Source organism: Affinundibacterium seohonense, assembly GCF_014284305.1.
GTDB classification, from domain to species: domain Bacteria; phylum Pseudomonadota; class Gammaproteobacteria; order Burkholderiales; family Burkholderiaceae_D; genus Undibacterium; species Undibacterium seohonense.
Genome location: NZ_JACOFW010000002.1, coordinates 314,291 through 335,600, shown reverse-complemented (window position 1 = coordinate 335,600; position 21,310 = coordinate 314,291). Strand labels below are relative to the sequence as shown.

At 45.9% G+C, this 21,310-nt stretch carries 26 protein-coding genes; 5 read left to right on the top strand and 21 right to left on the bottom strand.

The window, feature by feature from the left end; all coding sequences use genetic code 11:
* Window positions 1-188 precede the first annotated feature (188 nt).
* Window positions 189-503, bottom strand: a complete 315-nt coding sequence (cyaY, locus tag H8K52_RS03605; RefSeq protein WP_186921470.1) for an iron donor protein CyaY — start codon at window positions 501-503, stop codon at window positions 189-191.
* A 62-nt stretch (window positions 504-565) separates the two neighbouring features.
* On the opposite strand from cyaY, the gene lptM reads away from it, so the two are divergent.
* The gene (gene lptM, locus H8K52_RS21940) at window positions 566-751 is read left to right on the top strand and encodes an LPS translocon maturation chaperone LptM (protein WP_222613662.1); all 186 of its coding nucleotides are present in this window, start codon (window positions 566-568) and stop codon (window positions 749-751) included.
* On the opposite strand, the gene H8K52_RS03595 is transcribed toward lptM, so the two are convergent.
* The 5 genes from H8K52_RS03595 to H8K52_RS03575 all read right to left on the bottom strand — a co-directional run bounded on the left by H8K52_RS03595 (window position 744) and on the right by H8K52_RS03575 (window position 6,733).
* A complete protein-coding gene (locus H8K52_RS03595) occupies window positions 744-1,361 on the bottom strand; it encodes a protein-methionine-sulfoxide reductase heme-binding subunit MsrQ (protein ID WP_186921468.1) in 618 nt (205 codons plus the stop codon). The two genes, lptM and H8K52_RS03595, sit on opposite strands and share 8 nt — an antisense overlap.
* Window positions 1,362-1,369: 8 nt before the next feature.
* On the bottom strand, window positions 1,370-2,350 hold the full coding sequence (msrP, locus tag H8K52_RS03590; RefSeq protein ID WP_186921465.1) for a protein-methionine-sulfoxide reductase catalytic subunit MsrP: 981 nt from the start codon (window positions 2,348-2,350) through the stop codon (window positions 1,370-1,372).
* Window positions 2,351-2,629: 279 nt separating this feature from the next.
* Window positions 2,630-3,766 (bottom strand): c-type cytochrome biogenesis protein CcsB, encoded by a 1,137-nt coding sequence (gene ccsB / locus H8K52_RS03585; RefSeq protein ID WP_186921463.1) that lies wholly within the window; start codon window positions 3,764-3,766, stop codon window positions 2,630-2,632.
* Window positions 3,767-3,843: 77 nt separating this feature from the next.
* Entirely contained in the window at window positions 3,844-5,988 is a 2,145-nt protein-coding gene (locus H8K52_RS03580; protein WP_186921461.1) for a cytochrome c biogenesis protein ResB, read from the bottom strand.
* 73 nt (window positions 5,989-6,061) lie between these two features.
* Window positions 6,062-6,733 carry a c-type cytochrome gene (locus tag H8K52_RS03575; RefSeq protein WP_186921459.1) on the bottom strand — a complete coding sequence of 224 codons (672 nt, stop codon included), beginning with the start codon at window positions 6,731-6,733 and terminating at the stop codon, window positions 6,062-6,064.
* Window positions 6,734-6,987: 254 nt separating this feature from the next.
* Between H8K52_RS03575 and yihA the strand changes: the two genes are divergently transcribed.
* The 4 genes from yihA to sbcB all read left to right on the top strand — a co-directional run bounded on the left by yihA (window position 6,988) and on the right by sbcB (window position 11,536).
* Window positions 6,988-7,704, top strand: a complete 717-nt coding sequence (gene yihA, locus H8K52_RS03570) for a ribosome biogenesis GTP-binding protein YihA/YsxC (RefSeq protein WP_186921457.1) — start codon at window positions 6,988-6,990, stop codon at window positions 7,702-7,704.
* 159 nt (window positions 7,705-7,863) lie between these two features.
* The gene (gene hemB, locus H8K52_RS03565; protein WP_186921455.1) at window positions 7,864-8,868 is read left to right on the top strand and encodes a porphobilinogen synthase; all 1,005 of its coding nucleotides are present in this window, start codon (window positions 7,864-7,866) and stop codon (window positions 8,866-8,868) included.
* A gap of 48 nt (window positions 8,869-8,916) precedes the next feature.
* Window positions 8,917-10,050, top strand: coding sequence for a magnesium transporter CorA family protein (locus H8K52_RS03560; RefSeq protein WP_186921453.1), 1,134 nt, complete (start codon window positions 8,917-8,919; stop codon window positions 10,048-10,050).
* 46 nt (window positions 10,051-10,096) lie between these two features.
* Window positions 10,097-11,536 carry an exodeoxyribonuclease I gene (sbcB, locus tag H8K52_RS03555; RefSeq protein ID WP_186921451.1) on the top strand — a complete coding sequence of 480 codons (1,440 nt, stop codon included), beginning with the start codon at window positions 10,097-10,099 and terminating at the stop codon, window positions 11,534-11,536.
* A gap of 79 nt (window positions 11,537-11,615) precedes the next feature.
* Here the strand turns inward: sbcB and dsbD are convergent, their stop codons facing one another.
* The 15 genes from dsbD to rpsH form a co-directional block, all read right to left on the bottom strand.
* Window positions 11,616-13,325, bottom strand: coding sequence for a protein-disulfide reductase DsbD (gene dsbD, locus H8K52_RS03550; protein ID WP_186921501.1), 1,710 nt, complete (start codon window positions 13,323-13,325; stop codon window positions 11,616-11,618).
* Window positions 13,326-13,720: 395 nt separating this feature from the next.
* Window positions 13,721-14,119 carry a 50S ribosomal protein L17 gene (gene rplQ / locus H8K52_RS03545; RefSeq protein WP_186921448.1) on the bottom strand — a complete coding sequence of 133 codons (399 nt, stop codon included), beginning with the start codon at window positions 14,117-14,119 and terminating at the stop codon, window positions 13,721-13,723.
* A gap of 129 nt (window positions 14,120-14,248) precedes the next feature.
* Window positions 14,249-15,226 carry a DNA-directed RNA polymerase subunit alpha gene (locus H8K52_RS03540; protein ID WP_186892603.1) on the bottom strand — a complete coding sequence of 326 codons (978 nt, stop codon included), beginning with the start codon at window positions 15,224-15,226 and terminating at the stop codon, window positions 14,249-14,251.
* Between the two features lie 103 nt (window positions 15,227-15,329).
* Window positions 15,330-15,953, bottom strand: coding sequence for a 30S ribosomal protein S4 (rpsD, locus tag H8K52_RS03535; RefSeq protein ID WP_186892602.1), 624 nt, complete (start codon window positions 15,951-15,953; stop codon window positions 15,330-15,332).
* A 218-nt stretch (window positions 15,954-16,171) separates the two neighbouring features.
* On the bottom strand, window positions 16,172-16,576 hold the full coding sequence (gene rpsK / locus H8K52_RS03530) for a 30S ribosomal protein S11 (RefSeq protein ID WP_186892601.1): 405 nt from the start codon (window positions 16,574-16,576) through the stop codon (window positions 16,172-16,174).
* A gap of 29 nt (window positions 16,577-16,605) precedes the next feature.
* On the bottom strand, window positions 16,606-16,971 hold the full coding sequence (gene rpsM / locus H8K52_RS03525; protein ID WP_186892600.1) for a 30S ribosomal protein S13: 366 nt from the start codon (window positions 16,969-16,971) through the stop codon (window positions 16,606-16,608).
* A gap of 27 nt (window positions 16,972-16,998) precedes the next feature.
* Entirely contained in the window at window positions 16,999-17,112 is a 114-nt protein-coding gene (gene rpmJ, locus H8K52_RS03520) for a 50S ribosomal protein L36 (RefSeq protein ID WP_014004415.1), read from the bottom strand.
* 32 nt (window positions 17,113-17,144) lie between these two features.
* The gene (gene infA / locus H8K52_RS03515) at window positions 17,145-17,363 is read right to left on the bottom strand and encodes a translation initiation factor IF-1 (protein WP_005663428.1); all 219 of its coding nucleotides are present in this window, start codon (window positions 17,361-17,363) and stop codon (window positions 17,145-17,147) included.
* 25 nt (window positions 17,364-17,388) lie between these two features.
* Complete coding sequence (secY, locus tag H8K52_RS03510) at window positions 17,389-18,726, bottom strand: preprotein translocase subunit SecY (protein WP_186921447.1); 1,338 nt, start codon at window positions 18,724-18,726, stop codon at window positions 17,389-17,391.
* Window positions 18,727-18,749: 23 nt separating this feature from the next.
* Window positions 18,750-19,238, bottom strand: a complete 489-nt coding sequence (rplO, locus tag H8K52_RS03505; RefSeq protein WP_186921445.1) for a 50S ribosomal protein L15 — start codon at window positions 19,236-19,238, stop codon at window positions 18,750-18,752.
* Between the two features lie 28 nt (window positions 19,239-19,266).
* The gene (rpmD, locus tag H8K52_RS03500) at window positions 19,267-19,446 is read right to left on the bottom strand and encodes a 50S ribosomal protein L30 (RefSeq protein WP_186892597.1); all 180 of its coding nucleotides are present in this window, start codon (window positions 19,444-19,446) and stop codon (window positions 19,267-19,269) included.
* A 10-nt stretch (window positions 19,447-19,456) separates the two neighbouring features.
* Window positions 19,457-19,975, bottom strand: a complete 519-nt coding sequence (rpsE, locus tag H8K52_RS03495) for a 30S ribosomal protein S5 (protein WP_186892596.1) — start codon at window positions 19,973-19,975, stop codon at window positions 19,457-19,459.
* Between the two features lie 11 nt (window positions 19,976-19,986).
* Window positions 19,987-20,349: a 50S ribosomal protein L18 gene (gene rplR / locus H8K52_RS03490; RefSeq protein WP_186892595.1), complete on the bottom strand. Its 363-nt coding sequence runs from the start codon at window positions 20,347-20,349 to the stop codon at window positions 19,987-19,989.
* Between the two features lie 13 nt (window positions 20,350-20,362).
* Window positions 20,363-20,896: a 50S ribosomal protein L6 gene (gene rplF, locus H8K52_RS03485; protein ID WP_186921443.1), complete on the bottom strand. Its 534-nt coding sequence runs from the start codon at window positions 20,894-20,896 to the stop codon at window positions 20,363-20,365.
* A 10-nt stretch (window positions 20,897-20,906) separates the two neighbouring features.
* The gene (gene rpsH, locus H8K52_RS03480; protein ID WP_186921441.1) at window positions 20,907-21,302 is read right to left on the bottom strand and encodes a 30S ribosomal protein S8; all 396 of its coding nucleotides are present in this window, start codon (window positions 21,300-21,302) and stop codon (window positions 20,907-20,909) included.
* Window positions 21,303-21,310 lie beyond the last annotated feature (8 nt).

The following is a 21,310-nucleotide window of genomic DNA, read 5'->3' as shown; positions in this document are numbered from 1 at the left end:
ATTGAGTCTTCGTTTGAAAAATACGTGGCGAAGTTCTTTTATTTTTAAAGTGCCTACTAGAGACGCAATCATTACCCAATAAAAAACCCCGCTTTTAATAAAAGACGGGGTTTGTCAGCGATCTGAGCGAGAAGAAATCTCGCTATTTTTTTGTCCGTTTTTTTCAAGACACATACTTGAACATGCAATCAAGCCTTATTTTGAGTCTCAGCAATGCTGCGCAATACAGCAAATAGTTCGGAACTATCGCGCGTATTGCGCCAGAATTCGCCATCATGTTTGTAGTGAAATCCACCTGAACGCGCTGCAACCCACATCTCCTGCATGGGCGCCTGACTATTGACGATGATCTTTGAGCCATTCTCGACGAATTCAATTTCCAAAACATTGCCACTACGTTTGGTATCGACATCCCATACGTCAGTTTCGAATGCCTGCTCAAACATATCCTGTACCTGCTGCAAGCAGCTATCGGCCATTACTAAAAATTCTGATTCCGTCATGTTACACTCCTGCTTGGATTGATATTCTCTAACAAGCAGCATTCTATACGGGTTCTCAGATTTTGAATAAACGCACGCACATCTCCCTGCTAACAACAGGGCTAATCTCGATTAGTACTGTATTGCTCAGCGCCTGTGGTCAAAAAGGTCCTTTGTATATGCCTGAGAAAAAATCGGCGAATTCTGCCGCGGCAACGTCACCATCCCCCGCACTGAAGACACCGCAAGCAACAGAACCGGCTAAGTAATCGTCGATTTAGATTGCAAACGCCAATACAACCGCACGCTCAACAAGCCGCCCACTATCACCGCAAATATCAAAGGTTGCAGCAATAGGTTTTTGCCCGCCTTCATCCAAAAATAGTGCAACACCCCAAGTGGCACGATCAAATAAATCAAGCGATGCAACAATTGCCATTGCTTGCCACCCAAACGCCGTATCATCGCGTTGTTGCTGGTAATCGCCAATGGCAATAACAGTATGAAAGCAATGAAGCCGACGGTGATAAAGGGACGCTTGATGATGTCACGCCACATGTCGCTGATATCGAAGAAATGGTCGAACCATAAAAACGTCAAGAAGTGCAAAGAGGCATAAAAGAAGCTATACAAGCCTAGCATACGACGCAAGCGTATCAACCAGTGCCAACTTAGAAGCTTCCTCAACGGGGTCACTGCCAGTGTGATGCAGAGAAAATAGAGAGTCCAGTCACCAGTATTGCGGGTAATAAATTCCAACGGATTAGCACCCAAGTTATCTTGAGCAACTGCATACACCAAACGCAGGAATGGCAACGCCGCGAGTACAAAAACGACTAGTTTTAGCAATTGCAATTGACGATTACTTAGTGACTTCATGTGCTGCCTCAATAATTTTTTCTCAAATCCATACCGCTATACAAACTGGCGACTTCACTATATCCGTTGAACATCAGCGTCTTACGCTTGCGACTCAAAAAGCCATCTTCGCCAATACGTCGTTCGGATGCCTGAGACCAGCGAGGATGATCCACTTCCGGATTCACGTTTGAATAGAAGCCATATTCATCGGGAGCAGATAGATTCCAAGAGGTGCGCGGCTGATCTTTGGTCAGGCGAATTTTGACGATAGATTTTGCCGATTTGAATCCGTACTTCCAAGGTACGACCAAGCGCACAGGGGCACCATTTTGATTTGGCAGTACCTCACCATACATACCAAGTGCAAGTAAGCTGAGTGGATGCATGGCCTCGTCCATCCGCAACCCTTCTGTATATGGCCATTGCAATACTCGGCTATTCACACCCGGCATCTGGCGCTTATCAGCCAAGGAAATAAATTCTACAAAGCGGGCATTGCCGGTCGGTTCGACTTTTTTCAACAAATTCGATAAGGAATAACCTATCCACGGGATCACCATCGACCAACCTTCAACACAACGCAGTCGGTACACACGCTCTTCCAAAGGTGCCAGTTTCAACAAGCTATCGATATCGAGAGTGATCGGCTTCTTCACCTCGCCTTCTATGGTGATCGTCCAAGGCCGGGTTTTCAGACTACCGGCTGTTTCCGCTGGATCTGCTTTGTCGGTGCCGAATTCGTAGAAATTGTTGTAGCTAGTCGCATCCTTGTAGGTGGTTTTTTTATCCATAACAACAAAGGCAGGATTCACCATCGCCGCCAATTTTTGTCCACCAGTGGCTTGCGCAAAGGCTTCACGACTTGCCATTTCCACCAAGGAAGCACTGGCGATCGATCCAACCGCTAACTGACGCATAAAATCGCGACGCGACTCAAATACCTCACGTGGCGTAATTTCTGAAACACTGGGTGGATGGTCGCCATATTGCTGTAACGGATTGCGCATAATCACTCCTGTTGATGTGCTGGTTAAGTGAGGTTTCGCTCTGTTGGAGACTCGCCCGACTTCTGACTGTTTAAAATCGATCTATCTTCAAAGAACTATGAACTATCGTCTCAGTGTCTCATAAGTCGGAGAAGGCGTTTGAATCTTACAAGAAATTGAAAGTTTCCAGCGCGGGCAGGCTTTATCCAATATTTCTCACCGACACTACGAAAAAAAACGGCATCGACCAATAAAGTCGATGCCGTTCCTTTCTGAACTAATCAATTCTAATCAATTAAATTACAAAGAACCGTAAGAGTGTAAGCCCGACAAAAACATGTTTACACCCAGAAAAGCAAAGGTCGTCACCAGCAAACCGACTACAGCCCACCATGCAGCAACCTGACCGCGCAATCCTTTCATCAGACGCATGTGCAACCAAGCTGCATAATTTAGCCATACGATCAAAGCCCAAGTTTCCTTTGGATCCCAAGACCAGTATCCGCCCCATGCCTCTGCTGCCCATAAGGCACCCAATATCGTGGCGATTGTGAAGAACGCAAAGCCGACCGCAATGGCCTTATACATGACATCGTCTAACACCTCTAAACTCGGCAAACGATCTTGCAACATCCCTTTTGATTTAAACAAATACGCTACACCAACCATTGCAGCTAAAGAGAAAGTACCGTAACCAATAAAGTTAGCCGGCACATGAATCTTCATCCACCAGCTCTGTAGCGCTGGCACCAAAGGCTGAATATCCGCGGCATCTCGGCTCACGGTGTACCACAACAAAAATCCGACCGCGGCGGAGATAATCAATAGTACGAAGGCACCCAACTGACGTGTTCCATAACTTTCTTCGTAATAGAGATAGAACAAAGCTGTAATCATCGAAAACAAAATGAACACTTCATATAAATTCGATACTGGAATATGACCAACATCCGCACCGATTAAATAGGACTCATACCATCGCACTAACAAACCGGTAAAGCCCATAACAACTGCTGCCCAACACAAGCCAGATCCGACTGAGGCGCCAAAATCAGAGCGCGCAATCAAGCCACCCCAATAAAAAAGCGTCGACAAGATAAAAAAAGTACTCATCCACAAAATCGCTGACTGACTCGATAGTAGATACTTCAAAAAGAACTTCTTATTCGCCAGATCTAGAGAACCGGCATATTGTGAAATCGCAAATAGAGACAATACCGCCAACACAATCATCAGTGCACGAATCGGTTTCCAATTCCATCCCAACACGGCAAAAGTTGGCGCAGTCAGAAGTAAAATCACCTCTTCATAAATGTCCATATGCGCACCATACATGTTGAACGCATATAAAGCACCTGCACTCAACATGAGCGCGTATAGCCAATCAAAAGCGCCTAAACGCTTCCAATAACTTTGATAGGTCAGACTAGTTTCCATACATATCCTGTGAGAATAATTTTTAATACTTTACGCACTAACTGCGATCGGCGTCAGACTCTTAACTTAATTGGGGTTCAAGAGGCCGTATCTATCGCAACAGATTGTGGCCTCAATTGCAACTTCAATTGCTCAAACTCTTTCTCAAAATCGAGTGTCTTACGCTGTGAACTCAATGCCATCAAAACTTGGCTTCCATTTGCGTCTTGTTTAATCCAAAGCCACAAACGACGTTCGCGAATATAGAACATGGCAAATACGCCGATGACCAAGAACAAGCAGCCAAGATACACCACATTCTGTCCCGGCGCCCGCGTCACCTGAAACACCGAGGCCTTGATCTCTTCAAAACCGGTCATCTGCAAATACACCGGCGCGCCATAGAAAAATGCATCGGACAACGCCGAAGTCGCTTGCTGCAAGAACAATGCTCGTTTTTCTGTCAGTTCCAAGGCAGGCAAACCATCCTTCGCGCGTGCCAACTGCCATAGATCCCACATACTGCCATTGAGAATTTTCATAAACACGTCAGCAGCTTTGGTTTGTTCCGCTGCTGGAATTTTCTCCAAGAAGCCGGCAATGGCCGTAAAACCGGCCAATTTTGCCTCGCCTTCTCCCGCAAAAATCCCCAAACCTTTTTTAGCCGATGTTGCTAACTGCGCTTGCATTGTCGCCGCACTCGCCGTTGGTAAAGCACGTTTAGCATAGGCTTCGGCAGCTGCCGCTCTTAGCTCAACATCGGCCAAGGCTGCACGCAAACGCATCCACTCGTCCAACTTATCGTTTTCATCTGCGGGAATTCTCAAGAAACGGAATTGCTCATTTGGAGTATCACGCGCACCGGCTAAAAATACCCAATTGCCATCCAATAAAACTGGCTGCATGTAGTTATTGAATTCACGTGCCTGCCCCGTTTTATCACGCAATTTGTATTGCAAACTTGGACCAACGTTTTTGAGGTCTTTATTGTTTGCGTTCTTTGCTGCAGAACCTGAATGCTTCTCCAAATCTGCAGTTAATTGTTGGGCGAAATTCTTGTTAGGATTGACTGCGCGCAAATCTTGTCCATCACGCGCCAAATTTTCCACATTAAATGGACGAAACGCTGTCCACTCAATTGTGTACTCACCACGTCCCCCAGTCTGCTCTATGGTTAAGGGATTTGATCCTCCCATTTTGGCATCCATCGGAAACTGTGCTGCTTTTCCACCAGACATTGCATGCGCTTTGATCTGCAAGCGAGTTCCGCCGTCATCGAAACTAGACTGAAAAATTGCATAGCCTTTGTAAAGTAATGGATGATTCACTTTCACCGTCGCGGCAAAACTCTGCCCAGTTTCGTGATCCTTAATCACAACGTCACTGGCAAATAACTTCGGCATTCCAGTCGAGTAAAAATCGATATTGAATTTCTTTAACTCTATCGTGAATGGCAGATCCTGCAAAAAAACGCCTTTAGTTTGTGGAATCACAGCAGTATTCCCGCTCATACCTTCAGGAATTGCAATATTGCCCCGGAAGGTAGGATTCGCCAAAGATAGTTTATGCTTATCTGGAATCTGCGAAATCAATACACCACTGCCCTCAAAAGGCACTTTCCCGCCAAACCAAGTTTGAAACCGAATCGCCAGGTCAGAATCGAGCAAGCCGCCAATACAAATCACCACAATCGCTGCATGGGCAAAAATATAGCCCCACTTATTGCCCGCCCCCTGCTTTGCAGCGATCAACGTGGCATTGTCTTTTTGCACGACTTTGAATTGATAACCAAGCCGTTTGATTTGCATGCTTAACTGAGCCGTCAAAGCCTCATTACTCAAGTCACTCTTCCACTCCGCTTTGTGGTGAAAATTTCGTAGAGATTGTTCACGCACGTTTTCACGCCAGCTGCGCATGTCTTTCAACATTTTAGGTGCATTGCGAATCAGACACAGACTAGTAGACAGCACCAAGAAACCCATGATGGTCAAAAACCACCATGCTGAATACAGTGAATACAAACTCAAATGTTGAAACACCTCAAACCAGAACGGTCCAAATTGATTCACATAATTCGGCAAAGGCTCATTCTGTTTGAGCACCGTCCCGATTATTGAAGAGATAGCGATGATCGTCAGTAAGCTGATTGCGAAGCGCATGGACGATAGCAACTCAACAGTATGCGCCAGCCATCGACGTTGAGTCTTAATTTCCAGGCCAGAGGTATTGATTTCAGGTTCCATACATTTCCAAAAACAAAAAGGGGATGGCATTTGCCACCCCCTCCATTAATCTTTTTACGTATTGTCGATATGCTTATTTCAAGCCAGCAACATAATCAGCAACTGCTTTCATTTCATCATCGGACATACGCTTCGCAATTGTCACCATTTGCGCGCTGTTTTTACGTACACCAGTGCGGAACGCTGTCAACTGTGCCACAGTGTAATCTTGATGCTGACCAGCGATACGTGGGAATTGCGCAGGGATACCAGCACCGTTCGGGCTGTGGCAACCTGCACATGCTGCAATATTCTTTTCAGCGATACCAGCACGATAAATCGTTTCGCCCAATTTAACGATATCTTTATTTTTTGCTGCGCCTGCCTTAGGTTTTTGTACCGCCAAGAATGCGGAAACATTCTTCATGTCTTCCGGCGTCATTAACTTAGAAAACGTAGTCATCACAGCGTTGTTACGCGCTGGCGTCGTGAAATCCATTAATTGTTTCACCAAATAGGCATCGTGTTGGCCGGCGAGCTTTGGATTAACACTGATAGTCGAATTACCCGCTGCACCATGACAAGATACGCAGGCAACGATACCGCGTGCAGCATCACCATTGGTGTACAAGGCTTCACCTTTAACTGCATCGGCTTTTGCCGGTTTTGCTGCCGGTTCATTCGCAGAAGCAACAGAAACGAATGAAGACGCCACTAAAGCAAACATACTGAGTGACTTAGAAAAGGATAAAAATGCACGGTTCATTCAAACACCTTGAGACAAAAATTGGAAATCGATTCTATTGAACTTAACTGGGAAGCAAAAAGCGTACGGAATTCCGATTAATACTATGAAGCCCACGTAGCTAACCCCTTATTGTACAATAGCTTTCATGGAAATGTTGAGCTATTCCAAGTCAATTGACGCTAGGAAACCTCACATTTCGGACGAGAACATTTGGTTTTGTCCCTATTTTTTGCATTTTTTTGCATCATTTCTTTTTGATTGGCTTCATATTTATGTCTATCCTTTGGCAAGCTCGGTTCTTCACCACGGTAAATCATTTGCGCGATCTTCCTACTTTGCCGGTGCCGGAAGTCGCCTTTGCTGGCCGCTCCAATGCAGGCAAATCTACTGCCATCAATATTTTGTGCAATCAGAAAAAACTGTGCTTTGCGTCGAAGACACCTGGACGTACACAGCACATTAACTTTTTTTCCATTGGCGGTGCACATGTGGGGCAACATCGTAAAGATGAAACCCGTCAGGACGAAATTCGTGCCTTGCTGGTTGACTTACCAGGTTATGGCTACGCTGAAGTTCCGGGTGCTGCCAAGAATCACTGGAATGTCTTGCTCGGCAATTACGTACAAACACGCGATCAGTTAGCCGCTTTGATTTTGATCATGGATTCACGTCGCCCGTTCACGGACTTAGATAAACAGATGTTAGAGTGGTTCGCGCCAACGGGTCGTCCGATTCATTGCTTGCTGACGAAGGCGGATAAATTGAACCGAAATGATGCTACCAATGCCTTGCGTCTGGCGCAGAATATTTTGGCAAGTTATGTTGATGAAGATGGCACGCCATATCCTTTTACTGCGCAATTGTTTTCAGCTTTAAATCGTACCGGTATTGAAGAGGCGGATGCCAAAATTCGTCAATTGACTGGCTTGGACGTTTTACCGACATTACCTACCTTAGACGACAACGAGAATGTAGGCGCGTCGCAATAAAAAAACCCCAGTACTTTGCAGTACCGGGGGAAAATACGCCAATCGAATGGGAACAAGTGGCGCCCGCTTAGGGAGGACCAGCGGTAAGCATAATGCCTAATCCTAAGAGCCAAATTCGTAAGAAAAGTTTCATTAACCTCGATAATTTTTTTATTCACTATGCCAAACACACTCACTACCCAATTTCCGCACATTCGTATGCGCCGTATGCGTCGCGATGCTTTCTCCCGCAACTTGATGCGCGAAAACCATGTGACTGCCGCGGATTTAATTTACCCAGTCTTTTTGGTCGATGGCGAAAACCGCGTGGAAGCAGTTGCCTCCATGCCAGGTGTTGAACGCATGAGTTTGGATAAGCTATTGGAAGTTGCCGATGACTGTGTCGGCTTAGGCATTCCAGTTCTCGCCCTGTTCCCATCAATTGATAGCCACTTAAAAACAGAAGACGGGATAGAAGCAACCAACCCTGATGGTTTAATTCCACGCGCCATTCGTGCCCTCAAAGCACGTTGCCCAGATTTAGGCATATTGACGGATATCGCCCTAGACCCTTACACCAGCCACGGGCAAGATGGTTTAATCAATGCGGATGGTTATGTTCTAAATGATGAAACGACGGCGATGCTAGTCAGACAAGCACTTACACATGCGGCAGCGGGTGCCGACATCGTTGCACCAAGTGACATGATGGATGGCAGAATTGGTGCGATCAGAAGTGCCTTAGAAGAGCAAGGATTTATCTATACCCGCATCATGGCTTACTCAGCCAAATATGCGTCAGCATTTTATGGTCCATTCCGCGATGCAGTCGGCTCTGCTGGTAATCTTGGTAAAAGTAACAAGGCGAATTATCAAATGGATCCTGCCAACAGTAACGAGGCCCTGCGCGAAGTTGCTTTAGATTTGGCCGAAGGTGCAGACATGGTGATGGTGAAGCCTGGCATGCCTTACCTCGATATTGTACGCCGCGTCAAAGACGAATTCAAAGTACCGACTTTCGCTTATCAAGTCAGTGGTGAGTATGCGATGATCAAAGCTGCCGCACAAAACGGCTGGCTCGATCACGACAAGACCATGATGGAAGCGATACTCGCGTTTAAGCGTGCTGGCGCGGACGGTATTTTGACTTACTTTGCTCGCGACATTGCACGCTTACTGAAGTAAATTCTAGCAGGACATATCGACACAATTTGATGGCTTAGTTTGTAAAACATGGATATTTTTTTCATCAGCGAAATACAAGTCACACTCAACGCTAAGGCCGACGACCACGGCCTGATTGGCGACGGCGAAAATGATCATGCTGATGAATCACCCGGGTTCATGTGGATAGATTGCACACACGACGAAGTTGCTGGCGACACCGACTCGTGGCGCGATCAGATCGAAAAAATAACAGGCATTCGTGTCTACGATTTGCATTTAAAAGATGTCTGCAACCTAAGCCATCCATCCTATTTTGATGCTACACAAGATTACGAATTAGTCGTCTTTCAAAAATTAGCTTTAAATGGTGAAGCAAACAACGCGACCGAAACCATCAAAAAGAAAATACCAGCCGCATTGCATCGTTTGCAAACACAACCTGTTTCTTTTCTTTTACTCGGCAATACCTTAATCACCATACGCTCGATACAAAGCCGTACGATAGAAGGTATGCGAACGCGTCTACTCAGTTACAAATCAAAAGACAGCAATAATCTCAGCAGCCGCTTGCCCGCATCGCCCGAAGATTTAATGTTGCGTTTGTTAAATCTGATGGTCGATCAATACCTCGATTTGCGGCAGCCTTTGACCAATCAATTAGATCGCTGGCAACATGCTTTATTAGATCCACGCAAACCATTTAATAATTGGGTCGCGTTGCTCGATTCACGCGTCGAGTTACGCAAACTCGAACATCTATGTGAAGAGCAATACGATGCAATACAAGAGTTACGTGATCACTTTGTCGATACCTATGATACTGAAGGTGGCGAGCTTAGCCGTGCAAAAGATTTGCTTTTAGTACGCACAAACGATGTGATGGAACATATTAACCGCGTCTTAAATCATACGCGTAGATTAGAAGCCTCCCTAGAATCATCCGTACAAATTCATTTTGCTGCTGTCGCGCACAAGACAAGTGAAACGATGCGACTCTTGACCGTCATTACTGCACTGTTTATGCCTTTAACTTTAATCACTGGTATCTTCGGAATGAACTTTACGAAAATGCCGTGGATTAATGAGGAGACTGGCTTTAAATGGACTATCGGCTTAATGGGCCTATCGGTACTATTATTCCTGATTGCCTTAGGACTGCAACGCTACATCGGAGATCGCGGTCAACGCGCTGATCACTGAGTTCTTCAAGTTCAAGCTTCATTCAATTTCACCTAAATCTACTCGCATGCATACACATAGCTTTCTCTGGCACGACTATGAAACTTTTGGCGCACAAGCCAGACGTGATCGACCAGCTCAATTTGCCGCGATTCGTACCGATGCAGACCTGAATGAAATCGGCGAACCTATCAATATTTTCTGTAAGCCTGCGAATGATTTTTTACCTGATCCGCAATCTTGTCTGATCACGCACATCACGCCGCAACAGTGTCTGGAACATGGCATCCCAGAACATGAATTTGCCGCTCAAGTAGAACGTGCGTTAGCTGCCACCTGCACCATAGGCGTGGGCTACAACACCATACGTTTTGATGATGAAATTACGCGCTTTATGTTCTGGCGCAATTTGATCGATCCTTATGCGCGCGAGTGGCAAAATCAATGCGGACGCTGGGATATTATGGATATGGTTCGTACGACCTATGCGCTCCGTCCAGAAGGCATTAACTGGCCTTTGAATGACGAGGGGAAACCTAGTTTTCGCCTAGAACATTTGACTGCTGCCAATGGCATTGCACATACGGCGGCGCATGATGCTTTATCGGACGTACGCGCCACCATTGCCCTGGCAAAACTAATCAAAGAGAAGCAACCTAAGCTCTTTGATTTTTGTTTTGCCTTACACAAAAAAGATAGGGTTGCTACCGAAATCGGTTTGCCCCTGCTTGGGAAACCATTTTTACATATCTCCGGCATGTTTAGTACCGAGCGAGGTTGCCTTGCTGTGATGTGGCCTTTAGCGATACACCCGACGAATAGAAATGAAGTGATTGCTTGGGATTTGCAATGTGATCCCAGCGAATTGCAGCATTTAGATGTGGCAACCATACAGCAACGCATGTTCAGCAAAAAGGATGCTTTGCCAGATGGCGTGACGCGTTTGCCTGTGAAAAGCATACATCTGAATAAATCGCCTATCGTGATCGGCAACCTGAAAACACTAAGCAGTGAAATGGCAACGCGATGGGGCATTGATATGCAAGAAACCATGGCATACGCTGAGACTGCGAAGAACATACATGCAACTCTCAACCCCCAACTATGGGAGCAAGTCTACGCTCGTCCAAGCTTCGAAGCAGTCGACGTAGATGAAGACTTGTATGGTGGCTTTATCAGTGGCGCAGATAGAAAAGTAATGAATGATTTGCGTCAGATGAATCCACAGCAATTAGCGAACGCACATCCGCTTTTTAACGATCAACGTTTGAGAGAATTAGTATTCCGCTATCGTGCACGTAACTTTCCTGAATCTCTCAGCAATGATGAAGTGAACACGTGGGAAGAACATCGCGTAGCGCGTCTATTAGATGGCGAAGCGAATGCAAGGACAGTCGATATGTATTTCAATGAGATCGATCAACTTTCAGAATCTGCTGATGAAGAGGCCGAGGAGATTCTTGGCGCACTCTATGATTATGCCGAGCTAGTTGTTCCTATTCGTTAATACATATAAAAAAGCTGGCTTAGTATTCAACCAAGCCAGCCTTTCATTCATCATCAGCTAATCTCAAAAGCGCCTTACATCATTTCAGCTTCTGCAAAGAATTCAAAAACTTATCCGCATTCTGATAACCGATCACGCGCGTGTTGGAAATCTCTTTGCCTTGTGCTCCAAAGAAAATAATTCCTGGCGGGCCAAACAAACCAAAGCGTTTCAATAATGCTTTATCATCCGCGTTATTCGCTGTGACATCGACTTGCAGCAACAAAATTTGATCCAGTTGAGCTTTCACTCTTGGCTCGACGAAAGTTAGTTTTTCCATCTCTTTGCACGACACGCACCAGTCGGCGTAAAAATCTAGCATCACGATTTTGCCATTGGATTGCGCCAACACAGCATCCAATTCAGCAGACGATTTGATACGTTGAAACTTCACATGTTGCACACTTCCGGTGAGGTGCGCTATCGGCGCCAAGGCATCACGTCCACCCGTCGCAACGCCAAGTAATTGCATCCCGCCAGCCAGCACAAAAATGATTGCAATCAACTTGGAAAGTAATTTACCTCGATAAACAGCCAACTGATAGATCCCGTAACCCAACAGCAAAATTGCCCAAGCAATCATTTGCACCACGGGCGGCAAGACTGGCGAGACCATCCAAATCGCCATTGCCAACATCAACACGCCGAAGAAGCGTTTGATCTGCTCCATCCAAACCCCGGCGCGTGGCAACAAACTACCTGCGGATATCCCAACCAACAGCAATGGCACGCCCATACCCATAGCCAGGAAAAATAAAGCGGTTCCACCCACCACGACATCCTTCGTTTGACTGATATACACCAAAGCACCAGCCAAAGGCGCGGCGACACAAGGACCAACGATCAATGCAGAAATCGCACCCATCAGAAATACACCCGCCATCTTGCCATTACGCTGACCTTCAGAGAAATAGGTCAAACGAGTTTGAATCGCTGCTGGCATTTGCAGTTGATAGACACCGAACATCGACAGAGACAAGCCGATCATTAGTAATGCAAACGCAGACAGCACCCAAGGATTTTGCAAAGCAGCCGAAAGTCCCTCACCCAATAAACCTGCGGCGACACCTAAACTGGTGTACACCAGAGCCATGCCGAGAACGTAACTCAACGACAAGAAAAAGCCGCGACTACGCTTTATTGCAGCGCCTTCGCCAACAATAATGAACGAGAGGATAGGCACCATAGGCAATACACAAGGTGTCAACGACAGACCCAATCCAAGCAACAAAAACAAAGGGATGATCAAACTTAAACGACCACTTTTCAAGGCGTCGGCGATGCTAGATTGTTCACCACTTTCCTGTGCGACCTGTGGCATTACTCCTGCGTCACTCGCAATATCTGCCAGCGCCACAGGCAAAGTCAGTTCCATCGGCGGATAGCATAGGCCAGCTTCAGCGCAGCCTTGTAGTTCCAATTTCAATTGAAAATCAGCAGTTGCTTTTACAGGTAGTAACACTACCAATTCGTGGTGATAGGTTTCGACATCTTTCTGAAAAGTCTCATCGAATTTGATTTTGCCTGCGGGGAGTTGAACCGCACCCAATTCAGCGCCTTGCGCGCCGAATTTCAAACGTTCTCGATAAAGATAGTAAGCATCGGCGATGGTGTAAGTAATGCGCACCTGATCTTTACTTACCATCTGCGCCTTGACCTGGAATGCCTTCTCCGGCTCCAGGAACTCTTCCGCCCTTACTGTCGATACAAATAGGAGGAGGATACTCAAAAACCCCAGGAATAGCCGCATAGCGCGATTAACTGAGAATAAAGGAAGCAAGTTATCGCGCATCAATTGCATACAGGGGAAAGATTTCATCATTCTCTTTGAAATTCAAAACATTTGTCTTCAGATTCGGACAGGCCCTCATAGTTCACTTTATCCAAAGTAAGCGGACTAGCGGCGGGATTCGCTATCTTAACGGAATACCAGAAACGACGTCAGCGGAGCCCACTTAGTTCGGCGTCTAAGTTGAACAACCAAGTTTCTTGACTAAGGCGGACATTTAAATCACTTATCGACATTTCTATGAATTGGGAAAATGCCCCACCTGTATTTGCCCGATGATCGGCATCAAGCAATAAAAAAAGCCGTTCATTTTACTGAACGGCTTCTTATTTCAGAACTGCTAATTACAACTTAGCTTATTCGTCAACTGTTGGTGCATCTACAGCGTCAGAGACTTCTGGACGATCCAACAATTCTACATATGCCATAGGCGCATTGTCGCCGACGCGGAAACCCATTTTCAAAATACGCAGGTAACCACCATTGCGATTTGCAAAACGTGGACCCAATTCAGCGAACAACTTCTGAACGATTTCACGATCGCGCAAACGGTTGAATGCCAAACGTTTGTTTGCCAATGTGTCTGTTTTACCCAAAGTCAAAATTGGCTCAACAACGCGGCGCAATTCTTTTGCTTTTGGCAAAGTTGTTTTGATTGCTTCGTGGCGCAACAGGGAAACTGTCATATTGCGCAACATTGCTAAACGGTGTGATGATGTACGATTCAGCTTACGTAAGCCGTGACGATGACGCATGGTACTTCCTTTCGATTGTTTAAAAATTCCAGTTCTTCTATCGTCAAACCATTTGACGCGGACCGGTAATGTTCTTATTACGCACTACAAATAAAACGTCGGGTCAAACGAGTCGACCCGACATCAAGATTACTTCTCTAAACCAGCTGGTGGCCAGTTTTCCAACTTCATGCCCAAAGACAAACCACGGGAGGCCAATACTTCTTTGATTTCGTTCAAAGATTTGCGACCCAAGTTTGGTGTCTTCAATAATTCATTTTCGCTACGTTGGATCAAATCACCAATGTAGTAAATGTTTTCTGCTTTCAGGCAGTTTGCTGAACGGACAGTCAATTCCAAATCATCGACTGGGCGCAACAAGACAGGATCAACAGCAGGTGCACGTGATGGTGCTTCTGCAGCCGCTTCTGTACCTTCCAAAGCCGCGAATACGTGCAACTGATCGACCAAAACGCGAGCAGATTGACGAATCGCTTCTTCTGGAGTGATCACGCCATTTGTTTCGATATTGATGATCAACTTGTCCAAATCTGTACGTTGTTCAACGCGAGCAGACTCAACAGAGTAAGAAACACGACGCACTGGAGAGAAAGACGCGTCCAAAATAATACGACCAATAGTTTTGTTCGCATCTTCAGACAAACGACGTACGTTACCAGGAACGTAGCCACGACCTTTTTCTACTTTGATTTGCATATCCAATTTGCCGCCAGCGGTCAAATTAGCAATCACGTGATCTGGATTAATCAGTTCTACGTTATGTGGCAAATCGATGTCGGAAGCCAATACTGCGCCTTCGCCTTCTTTTTTCAAAGTCAAAGTAACTTCATCACGTTCGTGCAACTTGAAGACTACGCCTTTCAAGTTCAACAAAATATCGACGACGTCTTCTTGCACGCCATCGAGAGTCGAATACTCATGAACTACACCAGCGATGGTGACTTCAGTTGGCGCGTAGCCAACCATAGAAGACAACAAGACACGGCGTAAAGAGTTACCGAGTGTATGACCGAAACCACGTTCAAATGGCTCCATCACTACTTTCGCTGAGCCAGGGCCCAACATTTCAACGTCGATAATACGAGGCTTAAACAGATTGTTTTGCATTATTTGTCCTTTTCAATACCCTCGGCTCGTTACACCGATAAGGCTGATGGCAAAAAGAAAAAAGCCTGCCCATCGTAAAATGGGCAGGCGGTGAAACTTAATATTAACGTGAGTACAATTCAACGATCAAAGATTCGTTGACATCGTGAGCGATGTCGCTACGATCAGGCATCGCCTTGAAAGTACCTTCCATTTTCTTGGAGTCTACTGAAACCCAAGATGGCATACCGATTTGCTCAGCCAAGGCCAAAGCTTCAACGATACGAACTTGCTTTTTGGATTTTTCACGAACAGCAACAACGTCACCAGCTTTAACTTGGTAAGAAGCGATATTAACTACGCCGCCGTTGACTGTGAATGCTTTGTGGCTGACCAACTGACGCGCTTCAGCACGTGTGGAACCGAAACCCATACGGTATGCAACGTTGTCCAAACGGGATTCCAACAATTTCAACAAAGTTTCGCCAGTGTTACCTTTTTGACGATCAGCTTCTGCGAAATAACGACGGAATTGACGCTCTAAAACGCCGTACATACGTTTAACTTTTTGTTTTTCACGCAATTGATTACCGAAGTCAGATGTACGTGCGCCAGATTTCGCGCCGTGTTGACCTGGTTTTACATCTAATTTGCATTTTGAATCCAAAGAGCGACGTGCGCTTTTCAGGAACAGATCCGTGCCTTCGCGACGGGATAATTTTGCTTTAGGTCCGATATAACGTGCCACAATAATTTCCTTTAAAAATGACGTAAGTGCCGATTGACAACCTACGCTAGTCTGATCTACCTGCAATCAGACAGTGGTCTTATTAAATAAAAATCGAATAAGAAAAAATAAAATCGTATCAAAAATACGAAAGACAAAACCCACCAAATCAATTGGCGGGCTGCATTCTAACATGATTGCTAGAATGATCCAAAGCTTAGCCGAAGCTAAGCAATGAATTAGATACGACGACGCTTTGGAGGGCGGCAGCCGTTATGTGGTACTGGCGTAACGTCTTGGATCAAGGAGATCTTGATACCCAAATTATTCAAAGCACGCACAGAAGATTCACGGCCTGGACCTGGACCTTTGATGCGAACTTCGAGGTTTTTGATACCGCACTCAACCGCAACTTTACCTGCTGCTTCCGCTGCAACCTGAGCCGCGAAAGGAGTAGATTTACGTGAGCCTTTAAAACCTTGACCACCAGCTGTTGCCCAAGACAATGCATTGCCTTGACGATCAGTGATCGTGATGATGGTGTTGTTGAAAGATGCGTGAACGTGTGCGATACCTTCAGCAACATTTTTCTTAACTTTTTTACGAGCGCGTGCTGCCGCTGCGTTATTTTGTGCTTTTGCCATAATTGGTTCCTTGAATCCAGCTTACTGGATTATTTCTTCAATGATTGCGCTGCTTTACGTGGGCCCTTACGTGTACGTGCATTCGTACGTGTACGTTGACCACGAACAGGCAAACCTTTGCGATGACGCAGACCGCGGTAGCAGCCTAAGTCCATCAAACGCTTGATGTTCATCGAGATTTCACGACGAAGATCACCTTCAACAACGTATTTTGCAATACTGTCGCGAAGCTTTTCTAACTCGTTGTCGTCCAGATCTTTGACCTTTTTAGTTGTCAATACACCCGTTGCTGCACAGATATCTGCTGCGCGTGGGCCGCCAATACCATAGATTGCTTGTAAGCCAATTACGGTATGCTGATGATTTGGGATATTAACCCCTGCTATACGTGCCATTCGTTATTCCTCGTTCAATAACGTTAATTAACCTTGGCGCTGTTTATGGCGTGGTTCTGTGCAAATTACACGAACAACACCTTTGCGCTTGATGATCTTGCAGTTGCGGCAAATCCGCTTAACTGATGCGAGAACTTTCATTTTTGCCCTCTTCCCTTCTAGTTCAATTTAATTTACTTGGTCCGGAACACAATGCGTGCTCGGCTCAAATCATAAGGCGTCAATTCTACTGTCACCTTATCACCAGGAAGAATGCGGATATAGTTCATTCGCATTTTTCCTGAAATATGGCCAAGCACAACATGCCCATTTTCCAACTTAACTCGAAATGTTGCATTCGGAAGATTCTCTAGAATCTCTCCCTGCATCTGTATAACGTCGTCTTTTGCCATTCGATCTGCTGTTCCTTTGGTGTGCTTACCTTGAAGGTATGCCGCCCTTGAAATTTGCTTTACGAAGAAGCGATTCGTATTGCTGTGACATTACGTAATTTTGCACTTGAGCCATAAAGTCCATGGTCACCACCACAATAATCAACAGCGATGTGCCGCCAAAATAGAATGGTACCTTCCAATGAGCGATCAGCAATTCTGGCAACAAGCAAACTAATGCAATGTATACCGCGCCAATCAAAGTCAAACGCATCAAAATCTTGTCGATATAACGGGATGTTTGATCACCTGGACGAATCCCTGGGACAAAAGCACCACTCTTCTTCAAATTATCTGCTGTCTCTTTGCTGTTAAATACCAGCGCAGTGTAGAAGAAGCAGAAGAAGATAATCGTTACAGCGTACAAAATCGCATGCACGGGCTCACCAGTCGTCAAGGAACTTGCTAAATCCTGCAAGAACCGAACAAAACCAGAATCCTGATCTTGCGCCCCTTTTGCAAACATGCCAGTGATCGTGGCAGGCAACATAATGATAGAAGACGCAAAGATTGGAGGAATAACACCCGCCATATTCAACTTGAGTGGCAAATGACTGCTTTGACCACCATAAACTTTATTGCCAACCTGACGCTTCGCATAGTTGACTAGAATCTTACGTTGGCCGCGCTCTACGAACACAACCAGATAAGTAACCGCGGCAACCATCACGCAAATAATCAACGCTGAAAACGCTTGCATAGAGCCTGTACGAACTAATTCGAACAAACCGGCTAAAGCACCTGGCAAGCCAGCCACGATACCTGCAAAGATGATGATAGAAATACCGTTACCCAATCCACGTTCAGTGATCTGCTCACCCAACCACATCAGGAACATCGTGCCAGTTACCAAAGTAACGACAGTAGTAAATCTAAACGCCATTCCAGGATCTAAAACTAAACCTGCTTGCGTTTCCAAACCAAAAGCAATGAAGAAAGCCTGTACCACACCTAGCACCAGAGTGCCGTAACGCGTGTATTGAGTAATCTTGCGACGACCCGACTCACCTTCCTTCTTCAGAGCTTCGAGCTGCGGGGATACGACTGACATTAACTGCATAATAATAGAGGCAGAAATGTAAGGCGTAATTCCCAACGCCAAAATTGTGAAGCGAGACAAAGCACCACCAGAGAACATGTTAAACATACCCAAAATACCATTTTGGTTTTGCTTAAACAAATCTTCCAATACCTTTGGATCAATTCCAGGAACAGGTATATGTGCGCCTATCCTATATACAACTAGTGCTGCAAGCAAAAACCACAGTCTTCCCCAAGGAAAACCACTTGCCGCACTTTTAGTTTGTTGAGGAGATGTTGCCAATGTTTGCTCCTGTTTTGACTTAATTAAGCAGCTGCTTTAACTTTGGCAGGCAATTTCTTAACCACCGGTGCAACTACTATTTCAGTCACTGTTCCGCCAGCAGCTTCGATCGCAGCCTTCGCACCTTTAGTGACGATTAAGCCGTTCAAAGTTACTTTCTTCGTGATTTCACCTGACAAGATCACGCGAACAACCCGCGCCAATTCAGAAACCACACCAGCTTGTTTCAACGCCAAAACGTCGATTTCCGTAACTGGCAAATTTTCTAAGTCTGACAAACGAACTTCTGCTTTGTAAGGTGTAGCCAAAGATTTAAAACCACGCTTAGGCAAACGGCGTTGCAAAGGCATCTGACCGCCTTCGAAACCGACTTTATGAAAGCCGCCTGTACGAGATTTTTGACCTTTATGACCACGACCCGCTGTTTTACCGATACCAGAACCGATACCGCGACCAACACGACGTTTGTAGTGTTTAGCGCCATCAGCTGGTTGGATTGTATTTAATTCCATAATTTGCTCCGATCGCAACCCCGAGGGCTTACGATACAACCTTCACAAGATACGAGACTTTATTGATCATACCGCGCACTGCTGGTGTGTCTTGCAATTCAGAAACTGAATTAACGCGACGCAGACCCAAGCCGCGCACAGTAGCACGATGTGACTCGCGCGTACCGATCAAACCCTTGACCAATTGTACTTTAACTGTAGTTGTCATTTCGCTCACCTTAGCCCAAAATTTCTTCAACGGACTTACCGCGCTTTGCAGCGATATCGGAAGGCGTACTCATTTTCGACAAACCGTTCAAAGTTGCACGAACCATGTTGTATGGATTAGTAGAGCCATTTGACTTAGCAACTACATTCACCACACCCAACACTTCGAAAATCGCGCGCATTGGACCACCAGCAATAACGCCAGTACCTTCTTTAGCAGGCATCATCATGACTGATGAGGCGCCGTGCTTGCCAGTCACTGCATGTTGCAATGTACCGTTTTTTAAAGTTACTTTAATCATTTTGCGGCGGGCTTCTTCCATCGCTTTTTGTACGGCTACCGGAACTTCTTTCGATTTTCCTTTACCCATACCGATGCGACCGTCACCATCACCAACGACTGTCAGTGCTGCGAAACCCATGATACGACCACCCTTAACCACTTTGGTTACACGGTTGATCGCGATCATTTTTTCGCGCATGCCATCATCCGGCTTGTCGGCTGCTGTTTTTGCTTGCATTTTTGCCATGACAATATTCCTTAGAACTTCAAGCCGGCTTCACGCGCGGCTTCTGCCAACGCCTTCACACGACCGTGGTAACGAAAACCGGAGCGATCAAACGCGACTTCGGTAACTCCTGCTTTCAATGCTTTTTCCGCAACGCGCTTACCAATCAAAGTGGCTGCCGCAGCATTACCACCGTGCTTAGATGCCGCTGCCAATTCTGCACGCACTTCAGCTTCCACTGTAGAAGCAGATGCCAATACTTTGGAATCTGCATCAATGATGCTGGCGTAGATATGCAGATTCGTACGGTGCACAGATAAACGTGTGACCTTGAGCTCTGCGATCTTGGCACGGGTTTGAGTCGCGCGGCGCAGACGTGATTGTTTCTTATCCATCGTCTAACCCCTATTACTTCTTCTTGGTTTCTTTAATCACAACCACTTCATCCGCGTAGCGGACACCCTTGCCTTTATAAGGCTCTGGGCTGCGGTATGCACGAACTTCTGCTGCGACCTGACCAACTTGCTGCTTATTCACACCTTTAATGAGAATTTCAGTTGGAGTTGGTGTTGCACATGTCACGCCAGCTGGCATGTCATGAACGACAGGATGAGAAAAACCCAAGGAGAGATTCAACTTATCGCCTTGCGCTTGCGCTTTATAACCAACACCGACGAGGTTCAACTTCTTCTCAAAACCTTTAGTAACACCGTTCACCATGTTATTAACCAAGGCACGCAAGGTACCAGTCATAGCATTAGCTTCACGGCTGTCATTTGCCGGCTTGAAATTCAGGACACCACTTTCGTTCGCGATTGTCACTAAGCCATTTAAGCTTTGCGTCAATACGCCCATTGGACCTTTTACTGTAATCGCCGCTGCTGAGATTGCAACTTCTGCACCTGCTGGCAACGCGATTGGCATTTTACCTACTCGAGACATCTTGCACTCCTTAGGCGACGTAGCAAATAACTTCGCCACCGACACCGGTTGCGCGCGCTTTGCGGTCAGTCATAACGCCCTTAGGTGTGGACACAATCGCCACGCCTAAACCGTTCATCACACTTGGGATCTCGTCTTTACCTTTGTAAATACGGAGACCTGGACGTGATACACGCTCCAAGCGTTCGATAACAGGACGTCCTGCATAATATTTCAAACCGATTTTCAATTCAGATTTACCAGCAGCGTCAACTACTGCGAAATCCTCAATGTAGCCTTCGTCCTTAAGTACATTTGCAATTGCAATTTTTACCTTAGAGGACGGCATCGCGACGGCAGTTTTTTGAACAACTTGCGCGTTACGGATGCGGGTCAGCATATCGGCGATAGGATCGCTCATACTCATTGCTTATT

Bases quoted from the DNA above. Each gene is read 5' to 3' on its own strand.
- cyaY (WP_186921470.1), bottom strand. From the start codon at position 503: ATGACGGAATCAGAATTTTTAGTAATGGCCGATAGCTGCTTGCAGCAG.
- H8K52_RS03595 (WP_186921468.1), bottom strand. From the start codon at position 1,361: ATGAAGTCACTAAGTAATCGTCAATTGCAATTGCTAAAACTAGTCGTT.
- msrP (WP_186921465.1), bottom strand. From the start codon at position 2,350: ATGCGCAATCCGTTACAGCAATATGGCGACCATCCACCCAGTGTTTCA.
- ccsB (WP_186921463.1), bottom strand. From the start codon at position 3,766: ATGGAAACTAGTCTGACCTATCAAAGTTATTGGAAGCGTTTAGGCGCT.
- H8K52_RS03580 (WP_186921461.1), bottom strand. From the start codon at position 5,988: ATGGAACCTGAAATCAATACCTCTGGCCTGGAAATTAAGACTCAACGT.
- H8K52_RS03575 (WP_186921459.1), bottom strand. From the start codon at position 6,733: ATGAACCGTGCATTTTTATCCTTTTCTAAGTCACTCAGTATGTTTGCT.
- yihA (WP_186921457.1), top strand. From the start codon at position 6,988: ATGTCTATCCTTTGGCAAGCTCGGTTCTTCACCACGGTAAATCATTTG.
- hemB (WP_186921455.1), top strand. From the start codon at position 7,864: ATGCCAAACACACTCACTACCCAATTTCCGCACATTCGTATGCGCCGT.
- H8K52_RS03560 (WP_186921453.1), top strand. From the start codon at position 8,917: ATGGATATTTTTTTCATCAGCGAAATACAAGTCACACTCAACGCTAAG.
- sbcB (WP_186921451.1), top strand. From the start codon at position 10,097: ATGCATACACATAGCTTTCTCTGGCACGACTATGAAACTTTTGGCGCA.
- dsbD (WP_186921501.1), bottom strand. From the start codon at position 13,325: ATGCGGCTATTCCTGGGGTTTTTGAGTATCCTCCTCCTATTTGTATCG.
- rplQ (WP_186921448.1), bottom strand. From the start codon at position 14,119: ATGCGTCATCGTCACGGCTTACGTAAGCTGAATCGTACATCATCACAC.
- H8K52_RS03540 (WP_186892603.1), bottom strand. From the start codon at position 15,226: ATGCAAAACAATCTGTTTAAGCCTCGTATTATCGACGTTGAAATGTTG.
- rpsK (WP_186892601.1), bottom strand. From the start codon at position 16,576: ATGGCAAAAGCACAAAATAACGCAGCGGCAGCACGCGCTCGTAAAAAA.
- rpsM (WP_186892600.1), bottom strand. From the start codon at position 16,971: ATGGCACGTATAGCAGGGGTTAATATCCCAAATCATCAGCATACCGTA.
- rpmJ (WP_014004415.1), bottom strand. From the start codon at position 17,112: ATGAAAGTTCTCGCATCAGTTAAGCGGATTTGCCGCAACTGCAAGATC.
- infA (WP_005663428.1), bottom strand. From the start codon at position 17,363: ATGGCAAAAGACGACGTTATACAGATGCAGGGAGAGATTCTAGAGAAT.
- rplO (WP_186921445.1), bottom strand. From the start codon at position 19,238: ATGGAATTAAATACAATCCAACCAGCTGATGGCGCTAAACACTACAAA.
- rpmD (WP_186892597.1), bottom strand. From the start codon at position 19,446: ATGACAACTACAGTTAAAGTACAATTGGTCAAGGGTTTGATCGGTACG.
- rpsE (WP_186892596.1), bottom strand. From the start codon at position 19,975: ATGGCAAAAATGCAAGCAAAAACAGCAGCCGACAAGCCGGATGATGGC.
- rplR (WP_186892595.1), bottom strand. From the start codon at position 20,349: ATGGATAAGAAACAATCACGTCTGCGCCGCGCGACTCAAACCCGTGCC.
- rplF (WP_186921443.1), bottom strand. From the start codon at position 20,896: ATGTCTCGAGTAGGTAAAATGCCAATCGCGTTGCCAGCAGGTGCAGAA.
- rpsH (WP_186921441.1), bottom strand. From the start codon at position 21,302: ATGAGTATGAGCGATCCTATCGCCGATATGCTGACCCGCATCCGTAAC.